This window comes from Pseudoxanthomonas sp. GM95, from assembly GCF_900109775.1.
Lineage (GTDB): Bacteria > Pseudomonadota > Gammaproteobacteria > Xanthomonadales > Xanthomonadaceae > Pseudoxanthomonas_A.
In genome coordinates this window covers 177,577-192,547 of sequence record NZ_FOAX01000003.1, presented here as the reverse complement: position 1 = coordinate 192,547, position 14,971 = coordinate 177,577, and the positions used below count along the sequence as shown (strand labels likewise).

The window sequence follows — 14,971 nt, the reverse complement described above, 5'->3', positions numbered from 1 at the left end:
GTTCAGGTTTCGTGCGGCGACGCGGCCTGGGAGCACACGCTGTTCTGGGTGACTTCGATCACCTCAACGCGGGCGCAATTGAAGCTTCCGCACAAGCCAACGCACGCTTCGAGGTGGACGGTGACTGGTCCCTCTCCGCTGATTTCAAGCGAATCCAAGACGTTCTCCGACATGAGGCCGGTCAGATTCAGGTTGGAGATGCCCGAGAACAGAAGGCTGATCCTGGCGCGTTTGCGCTGCTCGGCGTCGATGTAATCGATCGTCAGTAGCAGCTGGTCTGCATGCTGCCAGGAAAGCGCCAAAATTCGTCCATCAGCAAATTCGGGCCAGTACCCGAAGATGGATTCAACGCGGCCCATGCCTGAAATCACGCAACAGGTGGCCGGGGTTCCGCATCGCGGGACGTGCTGTGTGAAGCAGACCACACGCTGTTGGCCTCGCCCACACGCGCGCGGCGTCGGGCGGCGACGCCCATGCGCGCATACGCCGCGGCCAGCAGCAGCGCGATGATGCCGACGAAAAAGCGCGTCCAGTGTCCGTTCCACAGCGCAGCAAAGACGTGCTCGCCGGTACCGATCCAGCCCGCGAACGGCACCAGCGCGGTCAACGCCGCGCAGGCGAACAGCAGCTCCGCACCCGCCCTGGCCGGGGCGCGGATCAGCGCCCACAGCAGCAGCGCGAAGAACGTGCCGTAGTAGGCGTACTTGGCCTGCGCATCGGGCAACAGCGCACCGGCGATGAACAGCGCCGAGACGCCGCCCACGCAGCCCAGGCACACGCCCAACGTCAGCCGCGCCATTACCTGCGTGCGCGTGGGTTGCTGCGGTGCGCGGCGCTTGCGGCGGGCTTCGATCCAGAGCAGGTTGCCGCTATAGAACAGGAACGCGCCACCGAGCCCGAGCAGGAAATACAGCCACAGCACCGCGCCGTGGCCGAAGTGGCCGAAGTGCAGCGCCTGCAGCCCGCGCAGCCAGGTGTTGCCCGGTGACATCGTGCGCGGATCGACCGTGCGCAACACCTCGCCACTGGCGCCGTTGAGCGCGACCAGCGCCATCGTATTGAGGTGGCGCTGGTCGACTTCGCCATACAGCTCGATCTGTGCGTTGGCATCGCCGATGTCGTGATAGGCGATCGAATCGATCTCCATGCCGGGGATCGCGACCTGGGCGCGGCGGATCAGCTCGGCCACCGGCAGCGTCGGCCTGGCGACCTTGGCCGGTTCGACATGCGGCACGACTTCGAAATCCTGCGCCAGCACCTGCATCAGCTTGCCGTCGAACACTAGCGTGTTGAACGGAGCCAGCAGGATCACGCCCAGTGCCAGCACCGCGCCGGACCAGGCGAAGATCACGTGGAAGGGCAGCGACAGCATGCCGATCACGTTGTGCGCATCCTGCCACAGGCGCTTGACGTTGCGGCCGATGCGCAGCGCGAACAGATCCTTGACCAGCACCGGCGCGTAGATCACCACGCCGCTGACCAGCGCCAGGCCGTAGAGCACGCACACCACGCCGAACAGATAGGTGCCGAACAGGCGCGGCAGGCCGGCCGTGAAGTGCAGGTCGTAAAGAAAATCGACGAAGCCGGTGCGCTGCGGCAGCGTCTGCAGCGCACCGTCGGCATCGAGCTGGTACTGGAACGTCGCGGTGCCGCCTGGCGGCTGGTGGAAGATGCGCGGTACTGGGCCGTGATCGCCCGCCATCACCAGGAACATCGCCTCCTGCGCCGCAGGTTGCTGGCGCAGCATGGTGTCGACCAGGGTCTGCGCGCGTGCGACTTCGGCGACAAGATCGGGCGTGGAACCCGGCACGGCCGCCGCCGGCCGCGGCGCCCAGTCGTTGAGCTGGTGGGTGAACACGGTGATCGCGCCGGCATAGAACGCGATGAACAGCGCCATGCCCGCGAGCAGCCCGACCCAGGTATGCAGCGCCAGGAAGCTGCGTAGGGTGGCCGCCTTCATGCCGGCACCGCCGCCCAGCCGAGCGCCTTGACCGCATAAAGCGCGCCGAAGCACAGCAGCGTCGCCCCGCCCAGCCACAGCCACGCACGCGCGCCGCTGCGGCACGCAAATGCCGCGGCCATCACCCCGATCCAGACCGGGAAGGACAGCAGTAACAGCGGCAGGGTGTGGACTTCCAGCTTGCCGGGCCACAGCAGCACGATCAGGCCGACCAGGGCGGTCGACAGCGGTAGGCCAAGCAGGATGGCGGCGAGCCACTTACCGGCCACGGCGCGCGCTCCGCTGCTGCCACCACGCATCGGCGTAGGGCAGGGCGACCAGGCCCAGCATCACCACGGTGAGCGCGGCAAAACCGCCGGCCCACGGTCCCAGTGCCTGGATCGCCGCCAGCAGCGTCGCCAGTGCCAGCCACCACGCACCCAGCCGCAGCAGGCGTGCATGCCGGCGCAGCGCAGGCCGCAGCTGCTGGTGCGCGGTCGCCAGGTAGAAGCCCAGCGCGGCCAGCAGACCGCAGAGCAGGTACAGCGCAGTCATGGCGTGCATCCCCGTAGGGACGCACGACGCGGCAACGGCGCACCCGGGCGGGCGCAGGGCGGGGCAGTGAAAGGCGGCACGCGACATCCAGGTGGCCACGGGCGGGCCATCGTGGGGTGCGGCGATCGGCGTGCACCCAGCGGCGGCATCTTAGTGGAGCGCGCCCGGCGGCGCAGCGGCCGAGGGCCCTCCAAAAATGACGAAGGCGACCCGATGGCCGCCTTCGTCGTGTTGCTGCAGCGGCCGAAACGCTCAGCCAGCCAGCTTCTGCTTGATCAACTTGGACACCAGGCCCATGTCGGCCTGGCCCGCCAGCTGCGGTTTCAACACGCCCATCAGCTTGCCCATGTCGGCCGGGCCGCTGGCGCCGGTCTGGGCGATGGCGGCCTCGATCGCGACGGTGATCGCCGCTTCGTCCAGCTTGGCCGGCAGGTAGGCGTCGATGATCACGATCTCGGCGCGCTCGACCGCCGCCAGGTCCTCGCGGTCGGCAGCTTCGTACTGGCTGACCGAGTCCTTGCGCTGCTTGACCATCTTTTCCAGCACGGCCAGCACGGCGGCATCGTCAAGCTCAATGCGCTCGTCCACTTCGCGCTGCTTGATGGCCGCGTTGATCAGGCGGATCACGCCCAGGCGGTCCTTCTCGCCGGCCTTCATGGCGGACTTCATGTCGTTGGTGAGTTGTGCTTTCAGGCTCATGGCGGGGCTCCGGGCCGGGTGCGCGACGGGCAGGGCCGTGCGCGGGATCTCAGACGAAATCCGGGTGATAAGGAAACGACAAAAAGCCGGCGACGCTCACGCGTGCCGGCTCTTGGTCGGGCATCCCACTGGACGATCGCCGAAGCGAGCCCAGTGGCACGACCTGCCTTCGCTCAGTACAGGCGCTGGCGCTTGGTGACGTCGCGCGACGAGCGACGCAGCTGGCGCTTCACCGCGGCAGCGGCCTTGCGCTTACGCTCCTGGGTCGGCTTTTCGTAGAACTCGCGCTTGCGGGTTTCGGCCAGGACACCGGCCTTTTCGCAGGTGCGCTTGAAGCGACGGAGCGCAAATTCAAAAGGCTCGTTTTCGCGGACTTTGACGCTAGGCATGGAATCTCCGGGACACAAAAGTACCGGGCTCCAACCCGGTGAGCCGCGCATCATAGCGACTTGCCCCGGGGCGTGCAAGCGCCAGGACTGGCATTGGCACAGGGCCGGGCGCATCCTGTACGCATGAACGTCCTCGGCATCGAAACCTCCTGCGACGAAACCGGCGTGGCCGTGTTCGACACCTCCCTGGCCGGCGCAGCCGGCCTGCGCGCCCATGCGGTGTACAGCCAGATCGCCCTGCACGCCCAGTACGGCGGCGTGGTGCCCGAGCTGGCCAGTCGCGACCACGTGCGCAAACTGCTGCCGCTGATCCGCCAGACCTTGGACAAAGCCGGCCTGAGCACCGCCGACCTCGATGGCGTGGCCTACACCGCCGGCCCCGGCCTGGTCGGCGCGTTACTGGTCGGCGCCGGCGTGGCCCGGTCGCTGGCCTGGGCGCTGGACCTGCCGGCCGTCGGCGTGCATCACATGGAAGGCCATCTGCTGGCGCCGCTGATGGAAGACGACCCGCCGGAAGCGCCGTTCGTCGCCCTGCTGGTCTCAGGCGGCCATACCCAGCTGGTGGCCGTGGACCAGATCGGCAGCTACCGGTTGCTGGGCGAAACCCTGGACGACGCTGCCGGCGAGGCCTTCGACAAGACCGCCAAGATGATGGGCTTGCCGTATCCGGGCGGCCCGCAGCTGGCGGCCTTGGCCGAACAGGGCACGCCGGGCCGGTACAAGTTCTCCAGACCGATGACCGACCGGCCGGGGCTGGATTTCAGCTTCTCGGGCCTGAAGACCCAGGTGCTGCTAGCCTGGCGCGACAGCGACCAGCGCGAGGACACCCGCCGCGACATCGCCCGTGGGTTCGAGGATGCGGTGGTCGATACGCTGGCCATCAAGTGCCAGCGCGCGCTGGATGCGGCTGGCAGCAACGTGCTGGTGGTCGCCGGCGGCGTCGGCGCCAACAAGCGCCTGCGCGCGAAGCTGCAGGAATCGGCGGCACGCAACGGCGGCCGGGTGTGCTTCCCCAGACCGGCGCTGTGCACCGACAACGGCGCGATGATCGCTTTCGCCGGCGCCCTGCGCCTGGAAGCCGGCCAGCACAACGATGCACAGGTGAAAGTCACCCCGCGCTGGGATATGGCGACGTTGCAGGCGGTTTGAGGCGATCCAGCGCCTAAGGATTGGGAAACGGATGAAGCAGGGACGCGGCATGCGGAGCGCAATCGGTGTGGTTCTCCTGATGCTGGCCATGACGGCGCAGGCGGCCGACAAGACGGCATCGGACGTGGTCGCGCGGGTCTATCGCGACTTCGCGTGGGAAGCGGTGATGCCCGGGGCTGGTACCGGACTCGCCGAGCAGCCGGAGATGGTGCTGCGCCGTTACTTCACACCCGGCGTTGCCCGGCAGCTTGCGGCCGATGCGGCTTGCAAGGCCCGTCGTGGCGAGATCTGCGGGTTGGATTTTGTCCCGCTATGGGCATCGCAGGATCCGGCCGCGCAGGACCTCACCATCGTGGCGTCGCCTGATCCAGGCACGGTCGATGTCCGCTTCAAGTTCCCCTCCACGGGCGAGCGGATTGCATTGAAGTTCCGCCTGGTCCCGATCAAGGCAGGCTGGCGCATCGCGGACATCAAATACCCGAATGGATCTTCGCTCGTCGAAGTGCTTGCACACGGGCCGTGACGCGGTGTCGTCTTGGCGTGGCCCGGTAGAACGCTCCACACTAGGGCATGACCTCGGAACACGAAGACACCACATCCCGCATCCAGCTTGAGCCTTCGTGGAAGGCGCGGGTCGGCGATTACCTGCTGCGGCCGGAGATGCAGGAGCTCTCGGCGTTTCTGCGCCAGCGCAAGGCGGCCGGGGCGCATGTGTTTCCGCCAGGGCCGCAGATCTTCGCGGCGTTCGACGCCACGCCGTTCGACCAGGTGAAAGTCGTGATCCTGGGCCAGGATCCGTATCACGGCGCGGGCCAGGCGCATGGGCTGTGCTTCTCGGTGCAGCCGGGCGTGCCGGTGCCGCCGTCGCTGCTGAACATCTACAAGGAACTGGCGCAGGACGTGGGCTTCGCCCGCCCGGACCACGGCTGCCTCACCGCCTGGGCCAGGCACGGCGTGCTGCTGTTGAACTCGGTGCTGACCGTCGAGGAAGGCCGCGCCGGCGCGCACCAGGGCAAGGGCTGGGAAGGCTTCACCGACCACGTGATCCAGACTCTGGCCGCGGAGCGCGAGCACCTGGTGTTCATGCTGTGGGGCAGTTACGCGCAGGCCAAGGGCAAGGTCATCGACCCGCGCCGCCATCGCGTGCTGAAGGCGCCGCACCCCTCGCCGCTGTCGGCGCACCGCGGGTTCCTGGGTTGCCGGCATTTCTCGCAGGCCAACGACTACCTGCACCGGCACGGGCTGGGGACGGTGGACTGGACGCTGCCGGCGCGGGCGTCGCTGGAGGGCTGAAGCCCGTCGCCTGCTTCCTTTCGCATCGCGAAGGGAAGAGGCAGCGTTTTCTCGTTGCGAAGCGACTCTGTCTTCGAGCGAAGGCCTGCAGGCCATGGCCCGCGGCGCGACTACGTCTTCTTCTTGGTCGTCGTGGTGGTCTTCTTGGCCGGCGCTTTCTTGGTGGTGCTGGCCTTCTTGGTGCTGGTCGACTTCTTGGTGGTCGTCGATTTCTTGCTGGTGGTGGCCTTCTTCTTGGTCGAAGACGAGGTGGCGACCTTCTTGCGTTCTTCCGGCGGCGACACCGGCGGGGCCGGGATCGGCTCGGCCGAGACGGTCTTGACCTCGGCCTGCAGGGCTTCCAGCTGCGGGATCATCTTCTGCTGGATGCCCACCATCAGGGTCTGCATCATCACCGGGGTGCGGTCCAGCAGGTGCTGGCCGGCCTTGGACTCGTAGAATTTGGTCATCGCCTTGACGTCATCGTCGTCGAAGGTCTTGCGATACACGTCCAGATAGACCGGGCGCATCGAGTCCCAGGCCAGCGACTGGCGCACGATCTGCGCGGTCTTGGCCTGGATCTGCGAGATCTCGGTCTGCTGTTCGGCGGTCAGGGTCTTGCCCTGGGTGAGCTGGGCGAACTGCTCGCGCTGCATCGCCTCGACCTGCGGCTGGATCGCCGCCAGCATGCTCTGCGCGCGCGAGGCGGTGAGCAGGCGCTCGATCTCCTCGTCGGTGGGCTCGCGGGCCAGGGCCGGCGTGGCGATTGCACCCATCAGGGAGATCAAGAGCAGGACGGGTGCGAATCGACAGCGTGACATGCGAGTCTCAAGCGTGAAGCGTGGCAGGGGATGGTGCCGAGGTGGCGCACGCGCCGTGTAAAAATTTCACTAAATGGATGCCTGCGTCATGCACAGGCGTCGCATCGGCTCCCCTACAATGCCGGCCATGGCCGCCGGCTCCCTCCAGATCACGCCCACGTTGGCGATCCCCGATGACGAACTGGTCGAGCGTTTCGTGCGCGCCAGTGGCGCCGGCGGGCAGAACGTCAACAAGGTGGCCACCGCGGTGGAACTGCGCTTCGACGTGGCCGGCTCGCCCTCATTGCCGGACCTGCTGCGCAGCCGCCTGCTGGCCCGGCGCGATCGTCGCCTGACCGATGAAGGCGTGCTGGTGATCGACGCCCAGCGCTTCCGCACCCAGGACCGCAACCGCCAGGATGCGCGCGAGCGCCTGGCCGATATCATTGCCGAAGGGCTGTCGGTGCCCAAGCCACGCGTGGCCACCCGGCCCACGCGTGCCTCCAAGCTGCGGCGCCTGGACGCCAAGAAGACCCGCAGCCAAGTCAAACGCAACCGGAACACTCGTGACTGGGACTGATTTGACGCCGCTGCCGCCGGGCCAGGTTCCGGTCGCCCCGCCCAACATGCCGCGCGTGAAGCCCAGCCGCTTCAACCGCTGGTGCGCGCGGACCCTGCTGAAGCTCAGTGGCTGGCACATCGCTGGCGAACTGCCGGACGTGCCCAAGCTGGTGATGATCGTGGCACCGCACTCGTCCAACTGGGATGGCCTGTGGGGCATGGCGGTCAAGATCGCCTGCGGCTTCGAGGTCAAGGTGCTGGCCAAGGCCAGTCTGTTCTGGTGGCCGCTCGGGCCGATCCTGCATAAGCTGGGCGTGGTGCCGGTGGATCGCGCCAACGCAGGCGGCGTGGTGCGCCAGGCGGTGGAGACGATCCGCAGCTACGAGCGGATCTGGTTCGTGGTCACGCCCGAAGGCACGCGCAAGCGCGTGGACAAGTGGAAGAGCGGCTTCTACAAGATTGCCGTCACCGCGCAGGTGCCGGTGCTGATGGCCTACTTCCACTACCCGGAAAAGACCGTCGGCGTCGGCCCGCTGTTCTACCCGACCGGCGATGCCGAGGCTGACATGGCCGCGATCCGCGCCTGGTATGCGCAGTGGATGGGCAAGCACCGCGGCAGCGCGTGACGTGTGTGCCGCCCTCCCTTCACGCCGTGCGCGAAAGGGAGGGCGCAAGCCCTGCGATCCGTGCGCTTACAGCGCCTTGCCGCCGAACTTCTGTGTGTACTGCAGGTAGAGCGTGCGGCCGACCGAGTCGAACCAGGAGACGTCGTAGTACGGATAGGCCGTATAGGTCGTGTCCTTGGGCGGCAGCTTGTTGAACAGGTTGGTCACCGACAGCGACAGCCGCGCATGGTCGGTGAAGCGGAACTGCACCGAGGCGTTGTAACGGTAGGTCGCGCCGATCCACGGGCTGTCGCCGCTCTCCGGGTCGTAGACCTCGTCGTAGGAATCGGACGTGGGCAGGTGGCCCAGGCGCTCGCCATGCAGCGTGGCCGACCAGCGGTTCAACTCCCAGCCCAGGCTGGCGCTGGCCTTTGTGCGGGGGATGTCGTAGCCGCTGTTGACCGCGAACTCGTCCACCATCGGTTCGCCCGCGTAGACCTGGATCTCGTGCTGGCGCACCCAGGTGTAGTCCGCGCCCAGGGTGAACAGGCCGATCGGTGTGTCCAGCTTGTAGTGCGCGCTCAGATCCACGCCGCTGGTGCGTTCGCGGGCGATATTGATCGGGTTGACGTAGACCGAATACAGGTCGCCGTTGGCCAGGCGGGTCACGCGTGACAGCGCCTCGACGCAGGTGGTGGAGCCGAGGTCCAGCGTGCCCAGGCGGCAGTCGGCTTCGTCGCGCAGCACCGAATCCACGCGCAAATCCTGCACCTGGTCGCGCATGTCGATGGAGAAGTAATCGGCCGACAGATCCAGCGCCGGGATCGGCGACCACACCAGGCCCGCAGTCCACGAGGTGCTGGTTTCCGGATCGAGTTCGCGGTTGCCGCTGCGGCCGCGGATGATGCCCTCGTCGCCGTAGTCGCAATCTTCCAGCGCCTCGTCGGGTTGCTCGGTCGCGCAGCGGTAGTAGTCGCTGGCCGATGTCTCATCGTTGCCCGGCCCGGCGAACACGTAATGCAGGTCCGGCGCGCGGAACGCGGTGCCGTAGGAGCCGCGCACCAGCAGCGTATCGAGCGGGCGCCACTCGATGCCGCCGCTGTAGGTGAACTTGCCGACGCTGCGGCCGGCGAAGCGGTACTGGTCGTAGCGGCCGGCCACGCTCAGGTTGAGGCTGTCGATCACCGGCAGGCGCAGCTCGCTGGCCAGCGCCCAGCGGTTGCGGCTGCCGTGGCCGTCGGAGTCCTTCCAGCTGTAGTAGTAATACTCGGTGGCCAGCGGATCGGGATTGAGGTCATAGCCCTGGTTGCCGAATTCGGCCGTGGCCGAAAAGCCCGCGTCGCCGCCGGGCAGTTCGAACAGCGTGCCGTTGGTCAGGGTGAAAGCCGCCGTGTCGGTGCGCGACTTCGGGTGATAGGTCGTATAGCGCGCGATGCTGTCGTATTCGGCGCGGGTCAGCGGCGTGTACAGGCGGTCCGGGTCGGCGTTGAAGATCGGATAGCCCGAGTCCTCGTCCACGCCCAGCTGCGGGCCCAGGAATAGATCGTTGGCCAGCGAGGCCACGATCTGCGGCCAGCTGATCCGCGCGCGGTACTGCGAATGGCTCAGGCTGGCCTCGTAATCCCAGGCCTCGCCCCAACGCCCGCGCACGCCGGTGGTCAGGCTGAAGGTGTCCTGGGTGGTGCGGATCATGCCGTTGCCGAAGCCGCCCATTTCCTCCGGCGAAAACTGCCGCTGCCAGTACTCCACCTGGTCGGTGGCCTGGTTGTAGAAATAGCCCTCCTCGTTGCCGTCCGGCGCCTGGTAGCTCCACTGGGTGACGTCGCGGTAAAGCGCCACGGTGTGATGGCCCAGCTGCACGTCGGCGAACCACTCGCTGCCATCGCCAAAGGCGTAGCTGAGCGAGGCGTAGGCGTTGACGCCCTTCTTCTCGCTCATGATCGTGCCGTAGCCGACCGAGGCCTGGCTGCCGCAGTAGTAACCGGGGCCGTAATCGTCCAATTCTTCGTCGAAATCCGGGCCGTAGCCTGGGCGCGAGGTATAGCCGGTGGAGCCGCGGTTGAGCGAGGACACGCCATCGCACGCGGCCTGGCCCGGATCGAGGTAGCTGTCGTAGTAATCGGTGCGCAGGAAGGTCCGGCGCGCCAGCCGCGAGGTGGCCGATGGGCCATCGGCCGTGGAATCCTGGATGCTACGGTCGAAGGCCCACAGCGGCCGCTGGTTGCTGAACTCGGCGCCGAAGATCGCATTGAAGTCACCACGCGAGAACCCGCTGGACAGGCTGATGTCCAGCGACTCGGCGCCGCCGCGCGAGGTGTCGCCCACGCGTACGTCGAGCGTGGTGCCGTCGGCGTGCTTCTTGAGGATGAAGTTGACCACGCCGGAGATCGCATCCGAGCCGTAGATCGCCGAGGCGCTGCCGGTCAGCACTTCGATGCGCTCGATCATGCCCAGCGGGATGTTGGAGACATCGGAAAAGTTGCTGCGGCCGTTGAACGGCATCGGGAAGTCGGCGATGCGCCGGCCGTTGACCAGCACCAGGGTGTGGTTGGGGCCAAGGCCGCGCAGGTCCACCTGCTCGGCGCCGGGCGAGAAATCCGCGCCGCTGGCCGACTGCTGGCTCTGGGTCTCACCGCCGTTCTGGGTGAGCGCGCGCAGCACCTGCGGCACGCTGGTGAAGCCGTTGGCCTGGATCTGCGCGGCTGTCATCACGGTGATCGGCGCCGGGCCTTCCACCTGCGCGCGCGGGATGCGCGAGCCGGTGACTTCCATGCGCTGCAGGTCGGTGACTTCCGGCGGCGCGGGTTCGGCCTGGGCCGGCGTGGGTGCGCTGGGCGCGACGCGCGGCGTTGCGTCCTGGCGCGCGATCAACAGCGCGCCGGAAGGATCGCGACGTACCACCAGGCCGCTGCCCTTCAGCAGTTGATCGGCGGCCGCGGCCGGGCTGAGGTCGCCACGCACGCCGCGGGTCTGCACGCCGCTGAGCTGCTCGGGCCGGTAGATCAGCTGCGCGCCGGACTGGCGCGACAGCGCCTGCAGCGCGCTGTCCAGGCTGCCGGCCGGGATGTCCAGCTGCGTGGCGGCCTGGGCCTGGGCGGATAGGACTGCCGAACAGGCAGCGCTGAGCAACAGCGTTCGCAGCGTGAAATGCATTCGACTCTCCCCAGAGTGGTGGGTGCGCGAGGGCACACCCATGCCAACACCCATGACGAACAACCCTGCGCCATCCCCCATGGCGCTGCACAAAAAATTCAGCGGCTGTGCAACACCACCTGGTCGGCGCGCTGTTCGACCCGTACCGGGAAACCGCGCTCCAGCAGGCGCACGAAGCCCTCGGTGTTGGACCACTGGAACGTGCCGGCCACCTGCAGCGCGGCGGCGCGGCCATCGGCCACCACCAGCTTGCGGGTGTTGTAGCGGTTGAACTCGGCCACCGCCTCGCCCAGCGTGGCGTGCTCGAAGCTCAGCAGGCCGCTGCGCCAGTCCAGGATGCGTTCGGCATCGGCCAGCGAAACGCTTCGCACCAGCACGCCATCGGGGCCGGCGATCGCAATCGAGCCGGCCGGCAGCAGCGTGGTCGGCTGGGCGCGGCCGTCGGCGGCGTCGGACTCCAGCCGCACCGTGCCTTCGGTCACCACCACACGCGTGGTCGCGCCATCGCGGCGCACCGAGAAGCGCGTGCCCACCGCCACCGCGCGGCGTGCGCCCGCGCCGACCACGAACGGCCGGCCGGCATCCTTGGCCACTTCGAAGAAGGCCTCGCCCTGCTCCAGGTCGATATGCCGCTGCGCGCGCGACAGGGCGATGTCGATGCGGCTGTTGCTGCTCAAGGTGGCGTGCGAGCCGTCAGACAGCGCGACCGCGCGCAGGTCGCCGACCGCGCTGGCGTAGCTGGCGCGTTCCTGCACCGCGTAATGGCGCCAGCCCAGCGCGCCACCGGTGGCCACGGCAATCAGCAGCAGCGCGGCACTGGCCGCGAGCACTGGCCAACGCCGACGGCGTGCGTGCGTGCGCGGGGCGAATACCAGCGTGGCCAGCGCCGGTGCGGGCGGGTTGATTGGCAGCGATGATTCGGCGGCGACCGACGTCGGAGGCGAGGCATTCCAGGCGCCGCGCGGCGGCACGCCGTCGTGTGCCATGCCCGCGCCCAGCGCCTTGAGCCGGCCGCTTTCCTCCCACGCTGCCTCCAGCCGCAGGAACGCGACCCGGTGCGCGATGTCCTGCGCCAGCCACTGGTCCAGTTCCGCCTGCGCGGCGGCGTCCCACGCCTCGCCGTCGCGACGGACCAGCCATGCGGCGGCGCGGCGCTCAGTCCGGATGCTGTCCATCGACATGCTGTGCCGCCGTTGGTGCGGCCACCGCCGCTGTGGCGCGCGCGGGTTCGGCGCCATGGAAGCTGCCGGCCAGCAGGCGCATGCCCTTGGCCAGGTGCTTCTCGACTGTTTTTTCGCTGATGCCCATGCGCGCGGCAACCTCCTTCTGCGACAGCTCCTCCACCCGCCGCAGCCAGACGACCTGGCGGCAGCGCTCTGGCAGCTGGTCGAAGGATTCGGCCAGCCGCTTGAGGACCTGCCGTCCGCCGCACACGCGTTCGGGAGAGACCTCATCCACCAAGACGTGCAAGGCCTCCAAATCACCCACTGCCTCGATCGACACCACCCGCGCCCGGCGCAGGCGGTCGGTCATCAGGTGTCGGGCGGTGGCGAACAGGAACGACTTGGGCGCGGTCGGAAAGCTTTTGCCCGCCGCCTCGTACACGCGCACGTAGATCTCCTGGCGCAGGTCGTGCAGCTCGTCGTGGCGCGACCAGCAGCGCCGCAGGTACGCGCTCAGCGATCCTTCGTGGACGAGGATCTCGCGGACAAACCAGTCATCCAATGGGGAGCGCATCGCACGCACCATAGCGGACCGGATGGCGTGGATGCCATGGGCGAGCGTAAGGAGGGATTTGTCCCGCTCGCTCGTCTCCGTTGCCTGATCCGATCCGCTCAACGGAGATGTCCCGCGATGACGCTTTCCTCTTTCAAGGCTTGGCCGCTGCTGGCCGCGCTGCTCTGTTCCGGCCTGGCCGTCGCCGCGCCGGCCCCGCATTACGCGCAGTACCTGCTGGGCGATCCGAAGGCGCCGACGCCGGGCAAGGTCGAGCCCGGCCTGTTGCTGATGGGCGGCGGCGACCGCAATCACGATGCGCTGCGCTGGTTCCTCAAGAAGGCCGGTAACGGCCATCTGGTCGTGCTGCGTGCGTCGCAGGCCGGCGAAGTGGGCGAGGAGTTCTACACCGAGGTCGGTGGGATCGCCTCGGTGCAGACCTTCGTCTTCCACGATCGCGAGGCCGCCTACGACCGCGCCCTGCTCAAGGCGTTGAAGAACGCCGACGGTATTTTCCTGGCCGGCGGCGACCAGTCGCGCTACGTGCGCTATTGGAAGGACACCCCGGTGGCGGCCGCGCTGGACGCGCACGTCAAGGCGGGCAAGCCGCTGGGCGGCACCAGCGCCGGCCTGGCGATGCAGGGCGAGTATCTGTACGGCGCGATGGACGGCGGCAGCCAGACCAGCCCGAGTGCGCTGGCCGATCCGCTGGGCGCGGCCAACACCATCGAGACCGGATTCCTGCACCTGGCCGCGCTGAAGGGCGTGGTCACCGATACCCACTTCAGCGAGCGCAACCGGCTGGGCCGACTGATCACCTTCGTGGCCAAGGCCGAGACCCTGGCCGGCCATCCGCTGATCGGCCTGGGCGTGGATGAAAGCGCTGCTGTGGCGGTGGAAGGCGATGGCACCGCGCGCGTCTACGCGACCGAATCCGGCGGCGGCGCGACCGTGGTGCAGGGTGGCTTCACCGACGCCCAGGTCGAAGACGAGCCGATGCAGCTCAAGCAGGTCAACACGATTGGCGTCGGCGCGGGTTCGGTGCTGCACTTGCCGGCCGGCACGGTGGAGGCGCCGGTGTTCCAGCATCGCTATGCGGTGCGCGACGGCTTGCTGCTGGCCCAGGACCAGCCGACCCTGGTGATCCACGGTGGTGCCGGCGTCGAGCGCGCCGGCATGACCCCGGCCGACGAAGCCGAAGCCCGCGCGGCGATGACCGCCGCCCTGCAGGCCGGCCATGCGCTGCTGGCGCAGGGCAAGCCGGCGGTTGATGCGGTGGCCGCGGCGATCGCGGAGCTGGAGGACTCGCCGCAGTTCAACGCCGGTAAGGGCGCGGTGTTCAATCACGAAGGCAAGAACGAACTGGACGCCTCGATCATGGACGGCGCCAGCGGCAAGGCCGGTGCGATTGCCGGCGTGCATCGCGTGCGCAATCCGATCCAGCTGGCACGCGCGGTGATGGACCACTCGCAGCACGTGATGATGGTCGGCGACGGCGCGGAGGACTTCGCCCGCGAGCAGGGCATCAAGCTGGTTGATCCATCGTACTTCCGCACCGAAAAGCGTTGGCAGCAGCTGCAGAAGGCGCTGCAGGAAGACCGGCTCGGCCAGGCCCACAGCGACCTGACCACCGCCAAGCACTTCGGCACAGTCGGCGCGTTGGCGCTGGACAACCGCGGCGACCTGGCGGCCGGCACCTCCACCGGCGGCATGACCGACAAGCGCTACGGCCGCGTGGGCGATTCGCCCATCATCGGCTCCGGCACCTATGCCAACGCGCAGTGCGCGGTGTCGGGCACCGGCTGGGGCGAGTTCTACATCCGCGCCGTGGCCGCCTACGACATCTGCGCGCGGATGAAATACAACGGCCAGTCGCTCAAGCGTGCGGCCGAGACGGTGATCGACAGGCAGATCCCCAAGGCCGGCGGCGACGGCGGCGCGATCGGCCTGGGCGCCGATGGCGCGGTCGCCTTCCCGTTCAATACCGAGGGCATGTATCGCGGCTGGATCGGCCCCGATGGCGTGGCCCACGTGGCCATCTACAAGGACGATCCGCTGCCGATGCCGGCCGGCCAGTAATCGCACGCGCGGCGTTGTGATACGGCGCGCGGGGCTTCCGCGCGGTCGTGTCCC

The 14,971-nt window shown here is 68.2% G+C and carries 16 protein-coding genes and 1 pseudogene; 7 read left to right on the top strand and 10 right to left on the bottom strand.

Annotated elements, in window-relative coordinates:
- Positions 1-2: 2 nt before the first annotated feature.
- From BMZ17_RS15740 to rpsU, 6 genes are all read right to left on the bottom strand, one after another.
- Entirely contained in the window at positions 3-359 is a 357-nt protein-coding gene (locus BMZ17_RS15740; RefSeq protein ID WP_093140434.1) for an Imm50 family immunity protein, read from the bottom strand.
- An 8-nt stretch (positions 360-367) separates the two neighbouring features.
- Positions 368-1,960 carry a PepSY-associated TM helix domain-containing protein gene (locus BMZ17_RS15735; RefSeq protein WP_093140431.1) on the bottom strand — a complete coding sequence of 531 codons (1,593 nt, stop codon included), beginning with the start codon at positions 1,958-1,960 and terminating at the stop codon, positions 368-370.
- Entirely contained in the window at positions 1,957-2,229 is a 273-nt protein-coding gene (locus BMZ17_RS15730; protein ID WP_093140426.1) for a hypothetical protein, read from the bottom strand. The genes BMZ17_RS15735 and BMZ17_RS15730 overlap by 4 nt, the downstream gene beginning before the upstream one ends.
- Positions 2,219-2,503: a hypothetical protein gene (locus BMZ17_RS15725; RefSeq protein ID WP_093140423.1), complete on the bottom strand. Its 285-nt coding sequence runs from the start codon at positions 2,501-2,503 to the stop codon at positions 2,219-2,221. The genes BMZ17_RS15730 and BMZ17_RS15725 overlap by 11 nt, the downstream gene beginning before the upstream one ends.
- 243 nt (positions 2,504-2,746) lie before the next feature.
- On the bottom strand, positions 2,747-3,193 hold the full coding sequence (locus BMZ17_RS15720; RefSeq protein ID WP_093140420.1) for a GatB/YqeY domain-containing protein: 447 nt from the start codon (positions 3,191-3,193) through the stop codon (positions 2,747-2,749).
- A 173-nt stretch (positions 3,194-3,366) separates the two neighbouring features.
- Positions 3,367-3,582 carry a 30S ribosomal protein S21 gene (rpsU, locus tag BMZ17_RS15715; RefSeq protein ID WP_002808376.1) on the bottom strand — a complete coding sequence of 72 codons (216 nt, stop codon included), beginning with the start codon at positions 3,580-3,582 and terminating at the stop codon, positions 3,367-3,369.
- A gap of 123 nt (positions 3,583-3,705) precedes the next feature.
- On the opposite strand from rpsU, the gene tsaD reads away from it, so the two are divergent.
- Genes tsaD through ung form a run of 3 tightly spaced genes read left to right on the top strand, consistent with a single transcriptional unit; the run spans position 3,706 to position 6,024 of the window.
- Positions 3,706-4,731, top strand: coding sequence for a tRNA (adenosine(37)-N6)-threonylcarbamoyltransferase complex transferase subunit TsaD (gene tsaD / locus BMZ17_RS15710; protein ID WP_093140417.1), 1,026 nt, complete (start codon positions 3,706-3,708; stop codon positions 4,729-4,731).
- 31 nt (positions 4,732-4,762) lie between these two features.
- Positions 4,763-5,254 carry a hypothetical protein gene (locus BMZ17_RS15705; protein WP_093140414.1) on the top strand — a complete coding sequence of 164 codons (492 nt, stop codon included), beginning with the start codon at positions 4,763-4,765 and terminating at the stop codon, positions 5,252-5,254.
- A gap of 47 nt (positions 5,255-5,301) precedes the next feature.
- On the top strand, positions 5,302-6,024 hold the full coding sequence (gene ung, locus BMZ17_RS15700) for a uracil-DNA glycosylase (protein ID WP_093140410.1): 723 nt from the start codon (positions 5,302-5,304) through the stop codon (positions 6,022-6,024).
- A gap of 110 nt (positions 6,025-6,134) precedes the next feature.
- Here ung and BMZ17_RS15695 read toward each other — a convergent pair whose 3' ends face one another.
- Positions 6,135-6,779, bottom strand: a complete 645-nt coding sequence (locus BMZ17_RS15695; protein WP_254775383.1) for a DUF2059 domain-containing protein — start codon at positions 6,777-6,779, stop codon at positions 6,135-6,137.
- Between the two features lie 172 nt (positions 6,780-6,951).
- Here BMZ17_RS15695 and arfB point away from each other — a divergent pair, with 172 nt between their 5' ends.
- Positions 6,952-7,383, top strand: coding sequence for an alternative ribosome rescue aminoacyl-tRNA hydrolase ArfB (gene arfB, locus BMZ17_RS15690; protein WP_093142229.1), 432 nt, complete (start codon positions 6,952-6,954; stop codon positions 7,381-7,383).
- A 46-nt stretch (positions 7,384-7,429) separates the two neighbouring features.
- Positions 7,430-7,990: a lysophospholipid acyltransferase family protein gene (locus BMZ17_RS15685; protein ID WP_093142233.1), complete on the top strand. Its 561-nt coding sequence runs from the start codon at positions 7,430-7,432 to the stop codon at positions 7,988-7,990.
- A 66-nt stretch (positions 7,991-8,056) separates the two neighbouring features.
- Here BMZ17_RS15685 and BMZ17_RS15680 read toward each other — a convergent pair whose 3' ends face one another.
- The 3 genes from BMZ17_RS15680 to BMZ17_RS15670 all read right to left on the bottom strand — a co-directional run bounded on the left by BMZ17_RS15680 (position 8,057) and on the right by BMZ17_RS15670 (position 12,859).
- Entirely contained in the window at positions 8,057-11,122 is a 3,066-nt protein-coding gene (locus BMZ17_RS15680) for a TonB-dependent receptor (RefSeq protein ID WP_093140404.1), read from the bottom strand.
- A 98-nt stretch (positions 11,123-11,220) separates the two neighbouring features.
- Positions 11,221-12,303, bottom strand: coding sequence for a FecR family protein (locus BMZ17_RS15675; RefSeq protein WP_254775381.1), 1,083 nt, complete (start codon positions 12,301-12,303; stop codon positions 11,221-11,223).
- Complete coding sequence (locus BMZ17_RS15670) at positions 12,278-12,859, bottom strand: sigma-70 family RNA polymerase sigma factor (RefSeq protein WP_093142224.1); 582 nt, start codon at positions 12,857-12,859, stop codon at positions 12,278-12,280. Before BMZ17_RS15670 ends, BMZ17_RS15675 begins: the two co-directional genes overlap by 26 nt.
- A 36-nt stretch (positions 12,860-12,895) precedes the next feature.
- On the opposite strand from BMZ17_RS15670, the pseudogene BMZ17_RS21420 reads away from it, so the two are divergent.
- Together BMZ17_RS21420 and BMZ17_RS21415 are read left to right on the top strand one after the other, a co-directional pair.
- A pseudogene (locus BMZ17_RS21420) lies at positions 12,896-13,738 on the top strand (cyanophycinase); the annotation flags it as partial.
- Between the two features lie 276 nt (positions 13,739-14,014).
- Entirely contained in the window at positions 14,015-14,917 is a 903-nt protein-coding gene (locus BMZ17_RS21415; RefSeq protein ID WP_343124187.1) for an isoaspartyl peptidase/L-asparaginase family protein, read from the top strand.
- Positions 14,918-14,971: the final 54 nt, after the last annotated feature.